This window comes from Nocardia uniformis NBRC 13702 (assembly GCF_001613345.1).
Taxonomy (GTDB): domain Bacteria; phylum Actinomycetota; class Actinomycetes; order Mycobacteriales; family Mycobacteriaceae; genus Nocardia; species Nocardia uniformis.
On record NZ_BDCE01000065.1, the window covers coordinates 1 to 19686 of the forward strand.

The window sequence follows — 19686 nt, forward strand, 5'->3', positions numbered from 1 at the left end:
ACGGGCGATCTCACCCTGAATGTCAGGGCCTTCGGGATCGATGACGATGGGGTCGGTGTGGTTCTGCACGAGAACTCCAATCCGACCGTAAAGCGGCGGACGGGAGCTTGCGATCCACCCCCTCGGCCTCCAGGGCCCTGGGCAACCGCTTATACCGTTGCCTCTCTATCCTTTTCGGAGCAGTTGTCACGTCGAGCGGTCGCGCGCAGATTGACGCAACAGCACAATGATTTTCACGAGATGAGAGCCATTTGACTGGAGCCCACAACACATTTCGGCATTGCTCTGGAGGCCCCGTCACGCCCAACAACACAAGAACGACCGCAACCGATACCCCAGCGCTCACGAAGACGCCCCTGGCAGGCGTTGACCGCCCCGCCGTGGCGTTACCGCCAGCAAACTGGCTCAGGTCGCACCCGTTGCCGAAATCGACAGCCAGACAATCCTCGACAACTGGTCAGCCAGCCTGTCGCTGCCTCGCGAAACTATAGCCACACGGCACAACTGCATGGCTACGATCGCATCATGAGGATCAACATCGCCGCGGTGCTCGGTCTTGTCGTCGCGACCAGCGTGGCGCTGAGCGAGCTGGTCTGGCAATGGGGTCCGGCGTGGTTCCATCAGGCGAGCACCGGACTAATCGTCCTGGGATGCATCGTCGGACTGCTGGTTCCTGCCGGACTGTGGCTGCGTGATGACCGCGCGGGCGGTCCCCCGATCGGCATGATCGGGATGTATCTCGGTGGCGCGGGGATGGTCGGCTTCATCGTTGTCAGTCAGATCCGGCTGTCGGAACCCTGGCAATCGACTGCGAGCATGGCGTCCACCGGGATGTTCTTCATCGGCATGGCGATCGTTGCGATCAATGAAGCCGGGAAGCAACCAGGGGCGGATACGGAAAGTGTTGGAGCACAGATCATGTCGCTGCTGCTGAGGAAGCTCCGCGCAGAGGCGAGACCGCTCGACCGTTCACTTCCCTTGAACGCGCCGGTCGGCACCCACCTGGCGACTCTGGCCCAGCGAACCGACACTGTGTTTCAGCTTTTCCCGCCGCGCTGAACGACAATCACATCACACTCAGAGCCAGCCGAACCTTCTTCTGGACACGACGACTGAGTCCGCGCTCGCGCAGAATGCCTTGCGCGATGTAGTGCGCCGGGTCGGGGCGGCCAATCGCACCGAGTTCCTGAACAGCGCGAATTCGAAGGTCGATGTGCAGGCCGATCTGTGCGAGCATTGCCGCCACAAGGAGGCCCCACATACGATCCGGATCACCCGTGATGTCGGAGATGTCCCAGCGGACGGCCCAGTCACCGATATCCGATCGATGCGCTGCCGCAACGAATTCCCGCATCTGCCGCAATGCCTCGGCACCACGATGACCGCCGACTATACCCTCCATGATCGCGACCGCCACGACCTCGGAACCACACCGGGAGATCTCGGGTAGGCACCTGAGCCGAATGAGCAAGGGCACGTCAGGATCCCGCGCCAATTCGGTCAGCTCATGTGTCGCAACAGTATCCGCGGCAGCCTGGTCGGCAAGGTCGAGCATGGCGGTCAGGCGTGTGTCGAAGTCGATCCGTGCGTCAGCGGCGATCTTCCGCAATGCCTCCGGCTGACGGTGGTCGCCGCGGAGTCGCTGTAGATGTGGAGCATTCGGAAAGAGCGGGATACCGGCGACATCGCCCTCGCGCTGGTCGGGAGAGTGCACCTCCGGCCGCGGCGGATCGTCAGGCAGATCGGATAGCCGCTGCCAGGCCAGCTCGCTGATTCGGCGAAGAGTCAGGTGGCTCGACAGCTCAGGGTCACCGGTCGCCAGCACGTCCAGGATCGCTTGCCCGAATCGTGTTCCCGCGCCGGACGGATCCAATCGTGCGGGAGATTTCGCATCTGCGGCACAGAGCAGCGCGACACCTCGCGGCCCCGTTCGGACAGCAGCCTGCAGCGCCACCGATGTGAGGCTTCTCGATTGGAAGTGCTTCGCGGCCTCGCCCGCGAAGCAAGCGTCCAATATGCAGATTCGCATGCTTTCAGGAGCGGCGGCGCGAAGGAGCCCGGCGATATCGGTGACGCCCAAAGTGGAGGTAGACATCAGTGGTTCGTGTGACGATCGCACCAGCAACGAGTACTCGGACTGTCTGATCGTCGGGTCACCGTGGCCGACATAGATGAACAGGATAAACAGCCCACGTCCGCGCTTGGTCCCCAGTCGGCCGGATTCTGTTTCGATGAATGAATGGATCCGACCGAGTTGCCCGGACGCGCTGTCCTCGCTGTCGAATAGCGACAGCACTTGTCCGGGAGAAAGTCTCAGCCCTCGAGGACTATGCAGGTAGGTTTGCAGACGCATCGCCGTGTCGGCGAACCCAGGCGAGTCCTGCACGTTGACCAGGTGCGGCCACGACTGCGCACCGCACAGGATGGCTATCGTATGGGACGCCGACAACAAGGGAGTCCGCTCAATTCTCTAGGAAGTCGCGCAGCGCACGTTCTTTTCGCGCGTCGAGCGGGCCTTTCAGGACAATCTTGGTCCCCACGCCGTGGGCGTCCTTGCGCTCCATGACCAGTTCGTTCTTGTGCCTGAGCGCCAACCACTTCGATACTTCCCGTACCACGACCATCACCACCGGTGAGCTCATCACAATCAATAGCGTCGCTCCCAGATCTTGAGTGTGAGGGTCCAGGCGGAGGCGCCGAGTTTCCAGGTCAGCGGCGATGTCGATGAGGTGTTTGTCGAGATCCGCGCACGCCTGGTTCGCCTCTACCGGATCAATGGAGGGGAACGAGCACGCGATCATCAACTCGGTCATAGATACTCCCTAGCTAGATACCAACCGACCGGACAACTTTACGAATTTCATATGCCGACAGGGCAATTGACGCCATGGGACCGAGGAATGCCACCAAGATTCCGACGGCGATCGGGAAGGACGGATTTAATCCGCCGCCAACGGTTTTGACGGCGGTATTGATCAGGCTCCATAACGAAGACAGCAGGATCACCAACGCGGGCAAGGCCGGATGGGCTTCGCCGAGACGGAACTGGTCCGCGGCGGCCAAGCGGAGGGTGTTGACGAACGCGGCGATTATCAGGCCCAGGAAGGGCACGATCAAACACGCTGCGCCGCTGCTCCCCCCGATCGCACCCAGTATCCCCAAGAAGATCCCAATCGCCATCGCAGGACCACCGAGCCGTCGGATGAACCAATACTTGTCGACCTGGGCGCGTGAAGTCGGTCTGAACAGGGACACGGCAGCCAGCAGCACGACGGTGGCCGTCGAGATCAGGAAGATTCGCATCACCGAACCAGTGAACGAACCGAGGATGTCGTCGATGTCGAACGATTCGAGAGACCAGTACATGTAGGTGGCGAACAGGATTGCGATGCCGACCATGGTCACCACGCTGGAGATCCGCTGATACACCCGCCCTGTTCGACTCCGCATCGCCCAGGCCGCCCAACGCCATCCGTACCGGTGCTGATTGAGGAACAGATCCTTGATGCCGGTGGGAACGAGGCCCACCTGCGCCTCGGCGGAGGGATTCCAGCCTGTGGCTGCGGGGTTGGGCCGCGGCGGCGGCTGTTGCGGCCGGAACCACACGCCGCAGTGCGTGCATCCGTTCGCGCCCACAAGCACCGGACCACCGCATCGACCGCATCGAGTGATCTGCGGACCACCATGCATGTGAAAACCCCACTTCTCGATATCTCGACCCCGTGCCCGGCGCGCGACTTCTGCTTCCGAGAAGTGCTCGAGCATGTCGGTGGTGCGGAAAGTGCTGTGCTTGCCACCGCAACTCACATGATCGGCGGGGCTGTTTCAGGGTATGAGCAGGTCACTGGTGTGAACCACGCAGAATGCGCAAGCTTGTCGCCAGTTTGCGCACGGGATAGGGCGAACCGGCCATATCGGCGAGGAGTAGTCGAACTCAGCGCAAGGAGGATCGCTGTCTGCGCACCTGAGCGGGGGGCTTGCCGAAATGGCGGCTGAAGGTGCGGTTGAAGGTACTGAGCGTATCGAAGCCGCATGCGTAGGCGATATCGCTGATACTTGCGGTTTCATAGGGATCGATCAACCGGCGATACGCGCGCCCGGCCCGCGTATCGGCGATGAGACGCGCGGGCGCTGGCGCCCCGACGGTGTGCAAGGCGTATTCCAGTTGTCGCCGCGAACAACCGAGGTCCCCGGCGACAGAACTCGGTGTCAGTCGCGGATCGTCGCTGCGTTCGGCGATATGAGCATGCGCGGCCCGCGCCCGCGTCGCGAATCGGGTTTCTTCGTCTGAACTCTGCTCGTGCAGTGAGAGATTCAGCAGTTCCATCAATCGAGAGTTGATCGCTGTGAATTCCGAGCCGGACAATGCACCCGCGTAGTCGGACACGGTGCGTAACAGGGCCAGTGCCGCCGCGACGGAGGCTCGCTCCGAATTCAGGAGCAGTGGCATCCCGGCCCGAAACGCCTTGGTCGGCATATATTCCTCGGGAATATTCGCTGCCCAGACCCGGGCGTGGGTGCGGGTTGACACGCACATCGCCCGGCCCATGTCCACCAGGCCGATCTGACCGTCGGCAACCCGAATCTCGTTGTCGCCGTGGCTGAGTAGGACGTCACTGCCATGCGGCACGATGATCCGGCCGGTGCGGTCGTCGTCGCAGTGGGCCTGCCGCCGAGTCCTGGAGTAGTCGGCCGCGCCGGCGGTGAAGTCGACGAGTTGGAAATCGCCGCCGCGCTGGACACTCATGGTTCCGGTGAACTGTTGGGGGCTTGCGAAATCACAGCTCAGCTCCCCCTGGTTGGTTCAGCAGTCCCGTGCGTGATCCAGTAGTCGATCCGGTCGGTATTCGAGACAAGGGGGGTATCCACATCCACTGCCACTGCCTCGTACCCAGCGCCCATTGCGGCCCCCACACGCGAATCCAGAAAGTCTGCGCGACATGCACGGAGCTGGGCCCCTGCTACCTCATCATAGCCGACAGCATCGTCTTGATTTCGTGAAAAACCTTGAACTTCAAGGGCTTCGACATTCCAATAGTTGTTCAAACCAACATGACCGGACTACCCGCCAGGGCACTCGGGAAGGCCACACTGCCTCCGACGATCCACGGGATGCCGTTCCCGCCCGCGATGATCGGGCCGGCACTGGCCATGGGCTGGGTTCGCCGCATTCAGTCCGGTATCCGCACGTCCTCCACAGCGATTCGCGGTAAAGGCGTGCGGTTTCAATCCGGTCCGGAATCAGCGCACGAAGCGGACAGTGTCGTGCCGGTGAGGATCAGAATCGCGACGGCTGCCGTCCGGATCCGGGTTTTCATTGTGGTTTCTCCCCGAGAAATGGTGCGCAGGAGGCCAGGGCTCAGATGTTGTGTGCCGCCCACCCCTCGACCGGGCGGCACACGATCCATTACGTGTAGTAGCGGCCGACAAGGACAATGCGACTGGGCGAGGGATCCTCTGCGGAAGCGAACAGTGGCGTGGTGTGGTGTTCGATTCGGGTTGCTTCGAAAACCACTGCGTCGCCGGCGGAGAGGAAGAGTTCTGTCCCCGCAATCACAAGGGATCCGCCTTGGTATTGAGTGCGCACGGATTTCAAACAGACAAGCAGCTGAACAGTTCCGTACCGGTCGCGATGTGGGTTGATGTACTCGCCGGCGCCGTAGTGGGATGTCCAGCACATCAGGGTGTTGATCGTGACGGGACCGACCAACGCTTGAATCAGGCGAATGAGCTTCGGATGCCGGAAGAAGTCGTAGCCGGGATCCAAGGCTACGAGTTCCTGTTCCTCCCACGACACATTCTCGAGTCCGCATCGCACACGCCTCGGGAGGTTTCCGTCCGTTGATTCCAGCAGGTACGCGGCCTGGTCCGGGCGAATCAACCCCGGTAGGTGAACGAAGCGTTGTGCCGTGAACAGGGAGATCAATTCAGGCAGGTCGGCATATCGCACGACGAGTTGGTCCTCGGACTGGAGAATGCGCTCCCTCATCCCATCACCTCACCCCGGTCGGTTCCCTGACGTCTATCACTTGAAGGGGTTACAGATGAGACCAGGCGCACAGCGCGGCCCGCAGCCAGGGTGGCAGACCGGATTGCAATTCGGATCACAACTCCCGTCCCGGTGACGCTGATTCGCTGCGGTGGCGTTCCCGATGGCGGTCCTCGCGGTCGCCAGCTGGGGGCTGTCGATAACCTGTCGCAGGCTGGACTCCAGCACGTCACCCACCCGGAGGGACCGGGTGAAGACGCACGGGCGCACCGCGCCATCGGGATACACGGCAAGGACATCGCCGGCGCATTGTCCGCATAATTCCTCGAGCGGCGTATCGACATCTGTATTCGCCCGCCCCGCGCGGCGAACATGATCGATATCGATGTTTTCGACTCCCAGGTCAGCCAGGAGTTGGCGGGCTTCGTCGATCCGCTGATCCTCGAGCACCGACACGATGCCGACCCGAACCGGAATACCCAGTTCGATTGCCTTGCTGATGTTCTCAGTGGTCCGTTTGTGTGCCAAGGCATTTCCGGTGATCAGCCGATGCTGTTCGGGCTGGTCCGAGTAGTAGCTCGTCGCCAGACGGACCTTGTACTCGACCAGCGTGTCCCAGATGTCGGCACGGATGCGGACCAGATTCGAGTACACCTCGGTGGCGATCCCACGCGACGAGGCGTACCCGATGAGTTTCGGCAACGCGGGGTGCAATGTCGGTTCGCCGCCAATGAACTGGATTTCCCGGACACCGATATCAGCGGCATCGTCGATGACCGACAGCCAGTCACTCGTCGTCATCGTGCCATGCGATTTCGTGGGTCCGCTGTCGGCGTAGCAGTGTGTACAGCTGAGCTGGCAGCGCTCGGTCAGTTCCAACCAGAGGAATGTTGCGCCCTGCCTTGATGATTCGACCGTAGTCACTACGTTCAACTCCCTATTCCACGGATGATCATTCCTAGCAAGTTCAGGATATGAGCAGGTCAGAGTGTTATTCTGCGCAGAATGCGCAGACTCCTCCCCGATTTGCGCACGAGGGTACGAGTGGGCGATCCCGAATTGCCCGGTCAGGACGCGCGCGGTCGCCGTCGACGCACCTCGGTAGGAGATTTCCCGAAGCGGCGGTCGAAGGTCCGGTGGAAGGTGCTCAGCGAATCGAACCCCGAGGTATAGGCGATCTCGGTAATCGAGGCGCTCTCTTGGGGATCGGTCAACCTGCGGTACGCACGCGCGGCCCGCGTGTCGGCGATGAGGCGGGCCGGTGCCGACGCTCCGACGCTGCGCAGCGAATACTCGAGTTTCCGCCGCGAACAGCCGAGGTGGTCGGCGACCGCATCCGGAGTGAGTCGTGGATCGCTACTGCGCTCGGCGATGTAGGCACGCGCGGCAAGGGCAAGAGCCGCGGATAGGGATTGCTCCTCTGCACTCGGCGCGTGCAGTGCGAGATTCAGCAGTTCCATCGTTCGGGCGCTGATCTCAGTGAATTCGTGGCCGGACAGACCGCCCGCGTGCTCGGAGATAGTGCGCGACAGGGCCAGCACCGCCGCTGTGGAACCACGCTCCCGGCCGAGGAGCAGCGGGGCGTCGTCACAAAACGTATCGCCGGGCACATATTCTTCAGGCACACTAATCGCCCAGACACGCGTCTCGGAGGGAATCGATACACACAGCGGACGCCCCATGTCCAGCAGGCCGAGTCGACCACGGGAAACCCCAATCTTGTTCTCCCCGTGGCTAATTACGATGTCAGAGCCAAGTGAAACAATGGCCAGCGCGGACCGGTGCCCATCACAGCGGGCTTGCCGACGAGTTCGGGTGTAGTCGACCGCATCGGCAGTGGCGTCGACGAGCTGGAATCCGCTGCCACGCTGGACGCGCATCGTCCCGGCAAACTGTTGCGGGGTTGCGAAACCGAGCCGCAGATCCCCCTGGTTGTTCCGGCTGTGCGTGGCCCAGTAGTCGATCCGATCCGCCTCCGGGACAGTGGATGTATCCACATCCACTGTCTCGTACCCAGTGTCCACTCCAGCCCTCCCGCAGGCAGATCTGGCAGACGTTCTCTCTCGCACACGAATCCGTACCCCGCCCGGCACCGATTGTATCGCGGGCGTCCCGCGGTAGCCCGTGAAATACCCTCCGCCCCAGCCTGAGTTTGAGCTCCGCGGCGCGGTCGTGGTCCGGCAGACTTCCGGGCGTGGCGGTCGGTTTTCCGAGGAACTCGAAATCGGTACAGGCGTTCTCAGCCCTGGACCTCGATAGCTTGTACCGCGAGGCGGTCCGTAGAGATCGCCGACATTCATCACGGCGGGGGCGAATCCGCTTCGGTAACTCCATTCGGAAAGAGAAAGAGGCTCACCCCGACCAGCGAACCAACGCCGGTTGAAGTGAGCCTCTCTTGGTGGTCCCAGCTGGGTTTGAACCAGCGACCCCTCGCGTGTGAGGCGAGTGCTCTCCCGCTGAGCTATGAGACCGGAAGGGTGGTCGACCCGACGTTTTCGTGCCGTTCCGACGGGAGGAAACATTAACACGGTCCCCCGGTGTCACACCAAATCGACTGGTTAGCGGCGTAAAAGTGGGTTCTGAGCGGGTGAATGTGCAGGAGGGTCGGGCGTGGCGCCCGCTGGTGTTGCGGTGGCCATTCGGCAATCCTCGGGACCGCCCTCCTGCCGACTCACGACCGCCTCCCAGCGAACCCTCAACGCCACGAGCGACTTCACGTGGCGGCTACGAATTACACCCCTGTAGTTCATATCCACCCCCTCCTACCAGCCGATTTGTTGCTTGCGATGGTCGTCGGCTAATGTTCTCTCTCGTCAGCGGGTCAGCCGAGAGGCGCCCGGGGCGAAATGCGGATGTAGCGCAGCTGGTAGCGCATCACCTTGCCAAGGTGAGGGTCGCGGGTTCGAATCCCGTCATCCGCTCGAAGGCCATCCCGGCCTTGCTTGGCGGTGTGGCCGAGTGGTGAGGCAACGGCCTGCAAAGCCGTGCACACGGGTTCGATTCCCGTCGCCGCCTCTTGTAAAAAGAGGCACCAAAGCAAGCGCGATTAGCTCAGCGGGAGAGCGCTTCCCTGACACGGAAGAGGTCACTGGTTCAATCCCAGTATCGCGCACCAAAATGCAGGTCAGGCCCGGTTTCCACCGGGCCTTTCTGCTGTCCTGACCTATTTGTGAAACCTGAGCGGACAATGGCCCTGGCTGCTACTGAGCCTGATCGACGAACCGCGGCCGCCCTCCCCTGACCGGCTCTCGCTCGTCCACTTCAACGGTTCGGCCGCGTCCTTGAATTCACTCCGGTGCAGTCGTCGGAACGGCGACCTTCGGCCAACGAAATATCAATGGCAACAACCGAACTCTCCCATCATCCAGACGATCAGCAGAGAGCATCCGCTGTGATCGTTCACGCCGGTAGGTGATGGGGAAAGTTGGGGACCGGGATTTCGAACTGCCAGGGGCCCGGGAGGCTGGGGCGGGCGGCGGCCTGGGTGTGTAGGTGCAGGTAGTCCGTACGGGGCAGGTCGATGGCGCCGAGGGAGGTGAGATGGCTGGAGGTGACCTGGCAGTCGATCAGGGCGAAATCCCAGGCGGCGAGTTGGGTGCAGAGCCAATACAGCGCGACCTTGGAGGTGTCACGGGCGCGGGAGAACATGGACTCGCCGGCGAAGGAGCGGCCGTATGCGACGCCGTAGAGGCCGCCGACAAGGTCGCCGTCGCGCCATACCTCGACCGAATGCGCATGGCCTAGGTGGTGCAGCCGCAGGTAGGCCGCCAGCATGTCGGAGCCGATCCAGGTTCCGGTCTCCTTGTCACGCGGTCCGGCGCAATTCGACACCACATCGGCGAAGGCGCGATCCATGGTCATCGCGTAGTCGGCGTTGGCGACAGATCGGCGATAGGACTTGGTCACCCGTAAGTCGGTCGGCACCAGAATGCTTCGCGGGTCCGGGCAGTACCACTGGATCGTTTCGCCGGGGTTGTACCAGGGAAAGATGCCTGCGGAATAGGCGTCCAGCAGCCGCTCCGGCGACAGATCTCCACCGAAAGCGACCAGGCCGGACGGATCCGCTAGCTCGACGGGTGGGAAAGGCTGGTCTGGATCGGCCAGATACATCCGCATCAGGTCGGTAGCGTCGGTCACCGGGCAGACATTACCGACCTGGGCGAACACCCTCAGGCAACGAAGACGGGACGAACCGTCGCACGGGGATCGGTCCGCAGCGGCCTGACGCGCCTCCCTGGCCAGGATAGGCGGGAAGTCCCATGCCGCGGAGAGCGGATGGCCAGTTCGATCGAGCGCTCACCGGATGGTGGTGGCAGGGTGAGGGAATGGTGAGTCGTGGCGTATTGGTGACGGGTGCTTCGCGAGGGATCGGGCGGGCCGTGGCGGTGGCTTTCGCCGAGAGTGGGGATCGGGTAGCGGTGCACTATTCCTCGAACCGCGCGGATGCCGAGGAGACGCTGCGACAACTGCCGGGCACGGGGCATGCGCTGATCGGTGGGGATATCGGGTCGCCGGAGGAGGCCGAGGCGATTGTGGCCACTGCTGTCGAAGGGCTGGGCACCGTGGACGTGCTGGTCAATAACGCGGCAGTGAATATCGCGCACCCACTCGCCGACATCTCCTATGCCGACTGGCAACAGGCGTGGCGAAAGACTTTGGATGTCAACCTTTTCGGTACGGCCAACGTCTCCTACTGCGCCGCTCGGCACATGATCGACAAGGGTGTGGCCGGGCGGATCATCAATATCGGTTCGCGGGGCGCTTTCCGGGGCGAGCCCGACCATCCCGCCTACGGTGCCAGCAAGGCCGGGGTGCACGCGCTCGGGCAGACGCTCGCGGTCTACTTGGGCCCGTACGGGATTGCGGTCGCCTCGGTCGCGCCGGGGTTCGTGGCGACCGAGCGGGTCGCGCACCGGGTTACCGACGAGGTTCGGGCGCAGAGCCCGTTCGACCGGGTCGCCGAACCGGCCGAGATCGCTTCCGCCGTAAAGTATCTCGCCTCGCCGGAGGCGACGTGGAGTTCGGGTGCGGTGCTCAATGTCAATGGCGCCTCATACCTGCACTGACGGCTATTTCGCTTTGGGGCTGGCGCGCAGGTGGGCGCGTTCGCCCTGTTTGCCGAAGAGACTGAGGAATTCGACCGGCTCGTTGTCGGCGGGGCCGAACCAGTGCGGAACGCGGGTGTCGAATTCGGCGGCCTCGCCCGGAGCCATGACCAAATCATGTTCGCCGAGGATGACGCGAAGGCGGCCATTGAGGACGTAGAGCCACTCATAGCCCTCGTGGGTTTTGGGGTCGGGTTCGGTACGGGCCGAGGCGGCGGGGATGACGAGCTTGTAGGCCTGGATGCCGCCGGGGCGACGGGTGAGCGGGACCATGGTCATGCCGTGGTGGGTCACAGGGCGCATGTGGACGCGCGGATCGCCGGTGGGTGGGGCTCCGACCAGTTCGTCGAGAGTTACCCGGTGGGCTTTGGCCAGGGGCAGCAGAAGTTCGAGGGTGGGGCGGCGGGCTCCGGATTCCAGGCGGGACAGCGTGCTGACCGAGATGCCGGTTTCGGCGGAGAGGTCGGTGAGCGTGGTGTCTCGCTGTTTACGTAGGGCGCGCAGGCGCGGACCGACCGCGTCGAGGGCCTGATCGAGGTCGTTGTCCATGATTTCAGTTTGCCATTTCGGCAAAGAACTTTGCCAGTATGGCCGGTCGGGCGGATGGTTTGTCGTAGGAGGTGGTCAAGGTGACCGGAATGCGGCAGGACTATGACGTGGTAGTGATCGGCGGCGGTGCGGCCGGGTTGAGCGGGGCGTTGATGCTGACACGGTCACGACGATCGGTGCTGGTAATCGACGCGGGGTCACCGCGCAATGCCCCGGCCGCCGGGGTACACGGACTGCTGGCTCGCGAGGGTATGCCGCCGGAGGAGCTGCTCGAGCGCGGGCGGGCCGAGGTGCTCGGGTACGGGGGCCAGGTAGTGACCGGGGAGGTCACCACGGCGGCCCGTGAGGGCGACAGGTTCGTGGTGACCATGGCCGACGGGGCATCCGTGCGGGCCCGACGGCTGCTGGTGACCACCGGGCTCGTCGATGAGCTGCCGGATATCCCGGGGCTGCGAGAGCGGTGGGGTCGCGATGTCCTGCACTGCCCGTACTGCCACGGATGGGAGGTTCGCGACCAGGCCATCGGCATCCTGGCCACCGGACCGATGTCGGTGCATCAGGCGCTGCTGTTTCGCCAGTTGAGTTCCGACATAACGTTTTTCGCGCACACCGCGACGTTGAGTGCCGAGCAGGCCGAACAGTTGGCCGCGCGCGGAATCACCGTGGTGGAGGGCGAAGTGGCCGCGCTGGAGATCGCAGACGACCGCATCGCCGGTGTCCGGCTCAGTGACGGCACCCTAGTCCCCCGCTCGGCCATAGTCGTCGGCTCACGCATGGTTGCCCGCACGAAATTCCTTGCGGCACTGGGCCTGGAACCGATCGACCACCCGTCGGGCATGGGTGAGCACATTCCCGCCGACGCGACCGGCCGGACCTCCGTGCCCGGAGTATGGGCAGCGGGAAATATCACCGATCTCTCCGCCCAGGTCGGTGCGGCCGCGGCCGCCGCCGCGATGGCCGGTGCCCACATCAACGCCGACCTGGTCGCCGAGGAAACCCAAGAGGCGGTGGCCGCCCACCGTGGTTGATGGAAACCGCTCCGGGCTGCCGGATGTCGCGCTGCGGCTATGCGCCCGGATCGTGGAGCGAGATCTTCGCGACTCGAGTGGGACTCGGGACGTTTTCTATCCGGAGCGGGGATCTGTGGCGGCGGCCGAATGGCTTCCGTCATGGATTCTCCGGCGCGCGGCAATCCTCGCTGGATGACATTCGGCGATGGGGGTGACCTGCGCCGAACCCCCTCCGGTGCGCCCGATTTGGATTCTACGCCCGGTCGTGGCTAATGTTTGTCCTCGCAAGCCGGAGGGTGAAAACTTCGGAGGGCGTGCGGATGTAGCGCAGCTGGTAGCGCATCACCTTGCCAAGGTGAGGGTCGCGAGTTCGAATCTCGTCATCCGCTCTGTAGTTCCCGCGCGATTAGCTCAGCGGGAGAGCGCTTCCCTGACACGGAAGAGGTCACTGGTTCAATCCCAGTATCGCGCACCACCATTGACGCAGGTAGGCCCCGGTTTCCGCCGGGGCCTTCGTGAACGCCGGTTATGCGGAAATGCTCCGTGCTGGACAACGATTCGACGATCGGGTCTGGGCGATCGAGGGCTGCAACGGCATCGGCCGCCACCTCGCGCACCGACTGATCCACGACAGTGAAACCGTCCTCGACGTCCCCGCGAAACTCTCCGCGCAGGTACGGGTCTACGCCACCGGCAACGGCCGCAAAACCGACGCCGTCGACGCGCACTCGGTCGCCCTCGCCGCACTGCACGCACCGGATCTCCGCCGTGTACAGCTCGATTCCGAGCTGATCGCGCTCGGGATGCTCGCCGACCGCCGCGACGGACTCGGCCACTCACACCGACACCCTCAACCGCATCCATCGGCTGCTGCTCGATTCGATCCCGGGTGGGGTCAAGAAATTCCTGTCCGCGCCGCAGGCTCGCGACCTGATCAGCACGCTGCGACCGGCTGACCCGGTACCGGGCAGGCGGTGAACATACTGGCGGGCATGGGTATTCACGCCGATATGGTGGAGGGCACCGTGTTTTTCTCCCTGCCCGCCGACCGTCCACCAGTCCGTGACTCGGACTGAACGCACCGTTTCGGCATAGTGGCAGCCGCATAGATCGACACCCAAGGTGGCGAATGTCCACCCCTGAGAGGTAGTCGATCACTCCTCGGGTTCGCGGTTCGGTGCCCTTCTACCACGTTGAATTGTCTCCGAGAGATAAGCCCAGCAACCGTAGGAGCGCTTTTGTCCACACCGACCACCGCCAAGAAGATCGCAGCGACAACTCTGCTCATGACCGGACTTGCCGCTCTGACCACGATCGTCGCTCCCGCCGCGAACGCGGCCAATGGAGTCGACGGGAGTATCAGCAGTCCATCCGCGGGGGCGGTAACTCTGAGTTGGCAGATATACATTCCCGCGGGTAGCACCGCGACCTGTGACATGGCGGTCGAGAACAGCGCCAATACCGCGGGCACGTACCGGGAATTCGACTACACGGCCATCGGCGGTTCGGCCAATCATCAGGGGCGGTGGATCAGTTCCTCACTCCAGGCGTCGGCGCCCGGGGGCAGCACCGCATATGGCGATGTCTACTGCACATTCCTGAACTCCAGTGGCCAGGCGACCACCGGCGGATGGCAGGGCAGCACACAGGTCAAACTCGTGGTCAAGGGCGGCGTTCCGGCGATCCCGCCCGGCGGTACGGTGGGTTGAGCGGTTCGCCGCGGCTGGTAGCCTGATGACCGCGTTCGCCGAAATCCTCAGTACTCGTCGCGTTTTCGTGGCCAGTCGTCGAAATTGTCGCCGCGGCCCTTCGGGGCTCGATCCAGCAGTTGCCAGGTGGCGTTGAGGGCGTCGGTGCCGCGGTCGTAGGTCGAATAGGTGTGGTAGACGACGCCGTCGGCGCGGGCGAAACTGCTCAGGGCCATCAGCTCCATGACGTCGAGCATATTGCCGGGGCGCTTGGGTGAGGGCACTTCCATGAACTGGTAGAAGTCCTCGTTGAATCCGTTGTCGCCCATGGATACCCATTCGATATCCCAGCCGAAGCGACGCTTGTAGTCGTTCAGTGTCGGCAGCGGGGATCGCGACGCCAGGATGAAGGTCACGTCGCGGTGGGCCAGGTGCGGTACCGCACCGACGAGGTTATCGGTTTCGAAGGTGCAGCCCTCACAGCCCTGTGGGGTTTTGGGGCCGTGCATGAAGTGCCGGATGATGAGCTGTGAGCGTCCGCCGAACAGCTCCGCGAGGGTCTTGACCCCGGTGTTGGTATCGAAGCGGTAGTCCTTGGTGACCGGGACCCACGGCAGCGCTTGGCGCTCCCGGGTCACCTCGTCGCTACGTCGGGTGAGTTCCTTTTCCTGCGCGCGTAGCTTCTCGTAGGCCGCACGCCACTGCTCTCGGGTACCGACATCGTGGGTGTCCATGACCGTCCTTCCGTGCTACGACTGCCTTTCGAATGAAGACGGCGTGCGCGAGCGGAATTCATCGCAGGATCGTGCGCAGGACCGCTTCCCATTCCGTCCGGGTCGGCGGCGCGCCGGTGACCAGCGCCTGCATCAGCATGCCGTCGATCGTTCCCGCCAGAATGCGCAGCCGCACCGGGTCGTCGGTGTAGCGGCGGCCGAACCGTTCGATGGCGGCCAGCCACCGGCGCGGTGGATCGCGTAATTCGGGGCGGCAGGCGGCGAGCAGGTAGAGCTCGAATTCCGCTTGCAGGTGCGCGGTTTCGGTGAGGGCGGTGACCATTACCGCGGCCAGTGCGCGCACCCCCTCCTCGCCGCCGCCGCTGGTATCGGTCAGCTGGCGGATGCGCTCGGCATCCTGGTCCATGCACGAGGTGAGGGCTGCGGTGAGCAGGTCGTCAATGGTTTTGAAGTGGTATGCGGCCGATGTCGGCGGGAGACCCGCTTCCTTGGCGACGGCGCGGTGGCTGACTCCGGCGACGCCGTCGCGGGCGACTATTCGGATGGTGGCCTCGATCAGTTCGGCCTTGCTCCGCTGCCCCTTGAGTTTGCGACCGTCAGTGCTCGCCTCGCCCAACCTCGACCTCCTCGCGCACGGCTCTGCCCAGCGGCGCTCTGGCCAGCAACGCCACCGTCAAGGCTACGGTGCCCGCCGCGACCGCCACCGCGAAGCCCGCTACAGACCCCGACCGGTCAACGACCGTGCCCGATACCAGCGCGCCGAGCGCTATGCCCGCGCTGAGACCGGTCAGTGCCCAGGTCATGCCCTCGGTGAGCGCGGCCGCGGGCACGGTGCGCTCTACCAGTCGCATGATCACGATCATGGTGGGCGCGAAGAAGACACCGGAGACGAACATGGCCACCGCCAGTACGGCGATGCCGTCGACCAGGAGCAGCGGCAGCGTGGTCAGCATGGTGCCCGCCACCACGACGGCGAGCTGTCGCGGCAGTGGCATCGACAGCTGGAATGCCCCGAAGGCAAGACCCGACAGTGCGGATCCGGCGGCGTAGGCGGCCACCACGATCCCCGCACTCGCCGGTGCGCCGACCTGCTCGGCGAAGGCCACGCTGACCACATCCACGGTGCCGACAATGACGCCGCCCGCCGCCAGCAGCAGCGCCAGCAGCCGCACCGCCGGGATGCTGATGGCCGAGCCCCGCTCGGAGTCCGGGATATCTTCTCGCACAGGGGGTTCGGTGTGCTTCTGCGGTATGAACAGCAGCACGCCCACCAGCAGTAGCAGCGCCGCGATCAGCGGTCCGGCCTCGGGGAACAGGGCTGTCGACAGGACGACCGCCAACGCCGGTCCGGCGACGAAGGTCAGCTCGTCGACCACCGATTCCAACGAGAACGCCGTGTGCATGCGGGAGGACCCGGCGTGCACGTAGGCCCAGCGGGCCCGCACCATCGCCGACATATTCGGCAATGTCCCGGCCAGTGCGGCGGCGGCGAACAGGGTCCAGGTGGGTGCGTCGTAGCGGGCGCTGAGTAGCAGCGCGGCGAAGCCGAGCACGCTCGATCCCATGGCGGGTAGCAGTACTCGCCCCTGCCCGAGCCGGTCGACCAGCCGGGAGACCTGCGGTCCCACAATGGCCGTGCTCACCGTGAAGGTCGCCGAAACGGCTCCGGCCAGTGCGTACTGGCCGCGAAGCTGCGAAATCATCGTGATGATGCCGATCGCGGCCATGGCGATCGGTATCCGGGCGATAAAGCCGGCAGCGGAAAACGCCACGGCCCCAGGGGCTTTGAACAGGACGGCATAGGGGTTCCCCATGGAAGCAGACCTCCGCAAACAAATTGAACGAGTGTTATATTTGTTGACGGTACACCACGCGGGAACGGTGGGCTCTCGGGCCGATCGCGGTGACTTCTTTCGACCGACCGATGAGTTTGCGCTGGCTGCGGCGTCTGATCTGGTGGAATCCAGTGACCGAATGAAGGAGCGGCTGTGCCGAACGATGTCTGGGCGATGGTGCACGCGGAGCGTGCGGCGCTGATCGAGGATCTGTCGCGGGTCGCGGATGAGCAGTGGACAGTGCCGTCGCTGTGCGAGGAGTGGACCGTGCACGACGTGGTTGCCCATTTGGTCGATACAGCTCGCACTACCCGTGTCGGCTTCGCGGTCGCGCTCGTCCGGGCGCGGTTCGACTTCGACCTGCTGAACACGCGCGGAATGGAGCGCGAGCGCGGTGCTACGCCGCGTGAGACGTTGGCGCGGCTTCGTTCGGTCGCGTCACGGACGTCCACTCCCCCGGCACCGCTCGACACTCGGCTCGTCGAGGAGGTTGTCCACGGTGAGGACATTCGCCGGCCCTTGGGGATCGAGCACGTTTACGCGCCGGAGGCTGTGGTGAGATCGCTTCGGCTACAGGCGCGTACCTCGGCGTCTTTCGGAGGGGCCAAGGAACTGGTGGCGGATGTCCGGATCATGGCGACCGACGCCGACCTGGTACTCGGAGACGGCCCGGAGGTGCGGGGAACCGCGCTTTCGCTGCTGCTGGCGCTCTCCGGGCGGCGGGTGGCGTTGGACGAGCTCCAGGGGCCGGGAGTCGCCGCGCTGGCCCGGACTTCGTGACGATGCGCCCCGGACTTGACGGGAGCCACTGCGGGCCAAGCCATCCCAGCTCGGCATCAGGGACGAGCGGGGTGTGGTAGCCATGGAGGTAGTAGTGGCGGCTCTCGGCGCGAGGCCGGGGCCATGAGGTCAGGGGATTTATGACCGCGATAGCCAAACTCGGTGCGGTTTCGCTCGACAGCCGGGATCCGCATCGTCTGGCGCAGTTCTACCGGGAGTTGCTGGAATTCGAGGTTCGGTACGAATCCGATGAGTTGGTTGTGCTGCAGGGTGCGGGCGTGATGGTGACGGTCGAGAGGGTGGCGGACCACCAGCCGCCGAACTGGCCGGGCAATGAGGTGCCCAAGCAGATGCATCTCGATCTCTTCGTCACCGATCTCGATGCCGCCGAACGGGCTGCGATCGAGATCGGTGCGGTCCGAGCGGAATTCCAGCCAGCCGCCGATCAGTGGCGGGTACTCATCGACCCTTCGGGTCATCCGTTCTGTCTCACCCTCCCTCCCTCAGCATTTGCGTGAATCGTCCAGCACGGAGATCGCGCTGCGAGCAGCGGGCCCGGGGGTCCGAGATCCAGATCGAGGTCCTCGGGCGCGAAGTTGACGTGCTCGCGTAACTCATCCATCGCGTCGGAGTGGCGCGCATATGCGCACCGTCTTGCGCACCCGAGCGCGAAGTAGGTCTCGAACTGACCTAGATGCCGACGACAGTGTGAAGTAGCCGGGAGGTCGCCCGCTCCGAACGAGGAAGCTCCCGCGAAGATCCGCACTTTCGAAGGAGCACGATGACCACGACCGGCACGATCACTTCTCTCGCGTTCTGGGCTCAGGACGGCAAGGCGCTGGCCGCCTTCTACGCCGCCGCACTCGGCTGGGAGCTCGGCCCCGCCTACCCGGACGAGAGCGGCACTCCTATCGCCTTCACTGTCACCGACGGCACCACGGCCTGCATCTTCTACAGCGCGCACGATTTCAAGGCTCCACGCTGGCCCGAGGAGCAATTGCCCTTCCACTTCAACCTGGCTTTTCCTGATCCCGCCGCCGCTGAGGAACGCCTGCTGGAACTCGGTGCGACGAAGCCGGAACATCAGCCCGGACAGGGACACTGGACGGTTCTGCTCGATCCGTCGGGCCAACCGTTCTGCGTGAGTGAGCCGCCGAATACGTGACTGACGCCTTGCCGGATTCGTCCCCGCCGACGCGTCAGTCGAAGATCGCGAAGGTCTTGTCCGATGGGTCGACTACCGCGTCGAGACGGTCGCCGACCTCATAGCTGCGGCCGCGAACGCCGAGTTCACATGAGGCTTCGAAGGTTTCGAAGGTCGGGCCGCTGAGGCGGATGGTCAGTTCGGCGGTGTCGTTGGTTTCGCCGCCGGGACGAATTGTGGCGGTGAGGACTTCAGCGATGGCGTCGACGCCGACCGCGGCCAACCGTTTCGCTTGACTACGCCATATGACGGTTTGGATGGCCAGGAGTAGGCCGATGGGCATGGTGAAGATGCCGGGGAGAATGCCAGCGGCCCAGGAACCTTCCATGTAAGCCAAGACCGGGCCCGTCAGGGCGAGGCCGATCGCAAAGACAAAGACGAACGCGCCCGCGACCGGGCCGATGGGCCGGGCGTGGACCGCCTCTCGATGACTGCGATAGGGCGTGCCATGCTGGCGGCGCCGGAGAAGCCGTTGGCCAGGATGACGATGACGATGACGACGGTATAGGAGATATCCATGCCAGCTCCGCGTGATGGGACGTGGAGGTCGGTTCATCGGCGTCGAATCGAGCCTTCCAGACATTATGCGGCGCGACTCAGTCCGGTGCGGGCGAACCTGGATTTCGATGCGCGCTCCTTTGCGGTCGGTGATCGGGGCAGCCCGGTCGGGTGGGTACCGGAGGGGCAGATGATCGCAGAGCTTTAGACGTATTCCAACGGGCCGCTGTTGAACGTACCGCTTTCTAGCGGTATAGTTAGTCTCGGCTCGGCATTCCCTCATCTGCCGGTCCA

Annotated in this window: 22 protein-coding genes and 6 tRNA genes; 13 read left to right on the forward strand and 15 right to left on the reverse strand. The window is 64.0% G+C overall.

Annotated elements, in window-relative coordinates; genetic code table 11:
* Positions 1-525 precede the first annotated feature (525 nt).
* Positions 526-1059, forward strand: coding sequence for a hypothetical protein (locus NU1_RS23650; protein WP_067524276.1), 534 nt, complete (start codon positions 526-528; stop codon positions 1057-1059).
* 7 nt (positions 1060-1066) lie between these two features.
* Here the strand turns inward: NU1_RS23650 and NU1_RS23655 are convergent, their stop codons facing one another.
* The 8 genes from NU1_RS23655 to NU1_RS23690 all read right to left on the reverse strand — a co-directional run bounded on the left by NU1_RS23655 (position 1067) and on the right by NU1_RS23690 (position 8460).
* Positions 1067-2095, reverse strand: coding sequence for a hypothetical protein (locus NU1_RS23655; protein WP_157552899.1), 1029 nt, complete (start codon positions 2093-2095; stop codon positions 1067-1069).
* A 367-nt stretch (positions 2096-2462) separates the two neighbouring features.
* Entirely contained in the window at positions 2463-2813 is a 351-nt protein-coding gene (locus tag NU1_RS23660) for a hypothetical protein (protein ID WP_067524279.1), read from the reverse strand.
* A 13-nt stretch (positions 2814-2826) separates the two neighbouring features.
* Positions 2827-3765 (reverse strand): hypothetical protein, encoded by a 939-nt coding sequence (locus tag NU1_RS23665; protein ID WP_157552902.1) that lies wholly within the window; start codon positions 3763-3765, stop codon positions 2827-2829.
* A gap of 169 nt (positions 3766-3934) precedes the next feature.
* Entirely contained in the window at positions 3935-4789 is an 855-nt protein-coding gene (locus NU1_RS23670) for an AraC family transcriptional regulator (RefSeq protein WP_281221266.1), read from the reverse strand.
* 618 nt (positions 4790-5407) lie between these two features.
* On the reverse strand, positions 5408-5950 hold the full coding sequence (locus NU1_RS23675) for a hypothetical protein (protein WP_157552905.1): 543 nt from the start codon (positions 5948-5950) through the stop codon (positions 5408-5410).
* Positions 5951-6025: 75 nt separating this feature from the next.
* Complete coding sequence (locus tag NU1_RS23680) at positions 6026-6913, reverse strand: radical SAM/SPASM domain-containing protein (RefSeq protein ID WP_169815130.1); 888 nt, start codon at positions 6911-6913, stop codon at positions 6026-6028.
* Positions 6914-7056: 143 nt separating this feature from the next.
* The gene (locus NU1_RS42335; protein ID WP_169815131.1) at positions 7057-7614 is read right to left on the reverse strand and encodes a helix-turn-helix transcriptional regulator; all 558 of its coding nucleotides are present in this window, start codon (positions 7612-7614) and stop codon (positions 7057-7059) included.
* 771 nt (positions 7615-8385) lie between these two features.
* Positions 8386-8460, reverse strand: a tRNA-Val gene (locus NU1_RS23690).
* Between the two features lie 377 nt (positions 8461-8837).
* On the opposite strand from NU1_RS23690, the gene NU1_RS23695 reads away from it, so the two are divergent.
* From NU1_RS23695 to NU1_RS23705, 3 genes are all read left to right on the forward strand, one after another.
* A tRNA-Gly gene (locus NU1_RS23695) sits at positions 8838-8910 on the forward strand.
* Positions 8911-8933: 23 nt separating this feature from the next.
* Positions 8934-9004, forward strand: a tRNA-Cys gene (locus tag NU1_RS23700).
* A 25-nt stretch (positions 9005-9029) separates the two neighbouring features.
* Positions 9030-9104: transfer RNA gene (locus tag NU1_RS23705), tRNA-Val, on the forward strand.
* 284 nt (positions 9105-9388) lie between these two features.
* Here NU1_RS23705 and aat read toward each other — a convergent pair.
* Positions 9389-10126: a leucyl/phenylalanyl-tRNA--protein transferase gene (gene aat / locus NU1_RS23710; RefSeq protein ID WP_245720273.1), complete on the reverse strand. Its 738-nt coding sequence runs from the start codon at positions 10124-10126 to the stop codon at positions 9389-9391.
* 122 nt (positions 10127-10248) lie between these two features.
* Between aat and NU1_RS23715 the strand changes: the two genes are divergently transcribed.
* Entirely contained in the window at positions 10249-11055 is an 807-nt protein-coding gene (locus NU1_RS23715) for an SDR family NAD(P)-dependent oxidoreductase (RefSeq protein WP_245720274.1), read from the forward strand.
* 3 nt (positions 11056-11058) lie between these two features.
* Here NU1_RS23715 and NU1_RS23720 read toward each other — a convergent pair whose 3' ends face one another.
* Positions 11059-11643 carry a helix-turn-helix domain-containing protein gene (locus NU1_RS23720; protein WP_067524289.1) on the reverse strand — a complete coding sequence of 195 codons (585 nt, stop codon included), beginning with the start codon at positions 11641-11643 and terminating at the stop codon, positions 11059-11061.
* Positions 11644-11732: 89 nt separating this feature from the next.
* On the opposite strand from NU1_RS23720, the gene NU1_RS23725 reads away from it, so the two are divergent.
* The 5 genes from NU1_RS23725 to NU1_RS23745 all read left to right on the forward strand — a co-directional run bounded on the left by NU1_RS23725 (position 11733) and on the right by NU1_RS23745 (position 14362).
* A complete protein-coding gene (locus tag NU1_RS23725) occupies positions 11733-12671 on the forward strand; it encodes an NAD(P)/FAD-dependent oxidoreductase (RefSeq protein WP_067524454.1) in 939 nt (312 codons plus the stop codon).
* Between the two features lie 298 nt (positions 12672-12969).
* Positions 12970-13042: transfer RNA gene (locus NU1_RS23730), tRNA-Gly, on the forward strand.
* A gap of 11 nt (positions 13043-13053) precedes the next feature.
* Positions 13054-13128: transfer RNA gene (locus NU1_RS23735), tRNA-Val, on the forward strand.
* Between the two features lie 40 nt (positions 13129-13168).
* Complete coding sequence (locus tag NU1_RS23740; RefSeq protein WP_157552914.1) at positions 13169-13609, forward strand: IS110 family transposase; 441 nt, start codon at positions 13169-13171, stop codon at positions 13607-13609.
* Positions 13610-13891: 282 nt separating this feature from the next.
* Positions 13892-14362 carry a hypothetical protein gene (locus tag NU1_RS23745; RefSeq protein ID WP_067524293.1) on the forward strand — a complete coding sequence of 157 codons (471 nt, stop codon included), beginning with the start codon at positions 13892-13894 and terminating at the stop codon, positions 14360-14362.
* Between the two features lie 47 nt (positions 14363-14409).
* Here the strand turns inward: NU1_RS23745 and NU1_RS23750 are convergent, their stop codons facing one another.
* Genes NU1_RS23750 through NU1_RS23760 form a run of 3 tightly spaced genes read right to left on the reverse strand, consistent with a single transcriptional unit; the run spans position 14410 to position 16889 of the window.
* Complete coding sequence (locus NU1_RS23750) at positions 14410-15075, reverse strand: DUF899 domain-containing protein (RefSeq protein WP_067524295.1); 666 nt, start codon at positions 15073-15075, stop codon at positions 14410-14412.
* Positions 15076-15133: 58 nt separating this feature from the next.
* The gene (locus tag NU1_RS23755) at positions 15134-15691 is read right to left on the reverse strand and encodes a TetR/AcrR family transcriptional regulator (protein ID WP_067524297.1); all 558 of its coding nucleotides are present in this window, start codon (positions 15689-15691) and stop codon (positions 15134-15136) included.
* Entirely contained in the window at positions 15672-16889 is a 1218-nt protein-coding gene (locus NU1_RS23760) for an MFS transporter (RefSeq protein ID WP_067524299.1), read from the reverse strand. The genes NU1_RS23755 and NU1_RS23760 overlap by 20 nt, the downstream gene beginning before the upstream one ends.
* A gap of 195 nt (positions 16890-17084) precedes the next feature.
* Here NU1_RS23760 and NU1_RS23765 point away from each other — a divergent pair, with 195 nt between their 5' ends.
* The 3 genes from NU1_RS23765 (at position 17085) to NU1_RS23775 (ending at position 18855) form a co-directional block, all read left to right on the forward strand.
* Positions 17085-17690, forward strand: coding sequence for a maleylpyruvate isomerase family mycothiol-dependent enzyme (locus tag NU1_RS23765; RefSeq protein ID WP_067524456.1), 606 nt, complete (start codon positions 17085-17087; stop codon positions 17688-17690).
* Positions 17691-17830: 140 nt separating this feature from the next.
* Positions 17831-18208, forward strand: a complete 378-nt coding sequence (locus NU1_RS23770) for a VOC family protein (RefSeq protein WP_067524301.1) — start codon at positions 17831-17833, stop codon at positions 18206-18208.
* Between the two features lie 263 nt (positions 18209-18471).
* The gene (locus NU1_RS23775; protein ID WP_067524303.1) at positions 18472-18855 is read left to right on the forward strand and encodes a VOC family protein; all 384 of its coding nucleotides are present in this window, start codon (positions 18472-18474) and stop codon (positions 18853-18855) included.
* 34 nt (positions 18856-18889) lie between these two features.
* Here the strand turns inward: NU1_RS23775 and NU1_RS23780 are convergent, their stop codons facing one another.
* Both NU1_RS23780 and NU1_RS41710 read right to left on the reverse strand, forming a co-directional pair.
* Positions 18890-19231, reverse strand: coding sequence for a hypothetical protein (locus NU1_RS23780; RefSeq protein WP_157552917.1), 342 nt, complete (start codon positions 19229-19231; stop codon positions 18890-18892).
* An 11-nt stretch (positions 19232-19242) separates the two neighbouring features.
* On the reverse strand, positions 19243-19413 hold the full coding sequence (locus tag NU1_RS41710; RefSeq protein WP_157552920.1) for a hypothetical protein: 171 nt from the start codon (positions 19411-19413) through the stop codon (positions 19243-19245).
* Positions 19414-19686: the final 273 nt, after the last annotated feature.

Bases quoted from the DNA above. Each gene is read 5' to 3' on its own strand.
- NU1_RS23770 (WP_067524301.1), top strand. From the start codon at position 17,831: ATGACCGCGATAGCCAAACTCGGTGCGGTTTCGCTCGACAGCCGGGAT.
- NU1_RS23760 (WP_067524299.1), bottom strand. From the start codon at position 16,889: ATGGGGAACCCCTATGCCGTCCTGTTCAAAGCCCCTGGGGCCGTGGCG.
- NU1_RS23660 (WP_067524279.1), bottom strand. From the start codon at position 2,813: ATGACCGAGTTGATGATCGCGTGCTCGTTCCCCTCCATTGATCCGGTA.
- NU1_RS23655 (WP_157552899.1), bottom strand. From the start codon at position 2,095: ATGTCTACCTCCACTTTGGGCGTCACCGATATCGCCGGGCTCCTTCGC.
- NU1_RS23720 (WP_067524289.1), bottom strand. From the start codon at position 11,643: ATGGACAACGACCTCGATCAGGCCCTCGACGCGGTCGGTCCGCGCCTG.
- NU1_RS23765 (WP_067524456.1), top strand. From the start codon at position 17,085: ATGGTGCACGCGGAGCGTGCGGCGCTGATCGAGGATCTGTCGCGGGTC.
- NU1_RS23665 (WP_157552902.1), bottom strand. From the start codon at position 3,765: ATGCTCGAGCACTTCTCGGAAGCAGAAGTCGCGCGCCGGGCACGGGGT.
- NU1_RS41710 (WP_157552920.1), bottom strand. From the start codon at position 19,413: ATGGATATCTCCTATACCGTCGTCATCGTCATCGTCATCCTGGCCAAC.
- NU1_RS23650 (WP_067524276.1), top strand. From the start codon at position 526: ATGAGGATCAACATCGCCGCGGTGCTCGGTCTTGTCGTCGCGACCAGC.
- NU1_RS23750 (WP_067524295.1), bottom strand. From the start codon at position 15,075: ATGGACACCCACGATGTCGGTACCCGAGAGCAGTGGCGTGCGGCCTAC.
- NU1_RS23725 (WP_067524454.1), top strand. From the start codon at position 11,733: ATGCGGCAGGACTATGACGTGGTAGTGATCGGCGGCGGTGCGGCCGGG.
- NU1_RS23715 (WP_245720274.1), top strand. From the start codon at position 10,249: ATGCCGCGGAGAGCGGATGGCCAGTTCGATCGAGCGCTCACCGGATGG.
- NU1_RS23775 (WP_067524303.1), top strand. From the start codon at position 18,472: ATGACCACGACCGGCACGATCACTTCTCTCGCGTTCTGGGCTCAGGAC.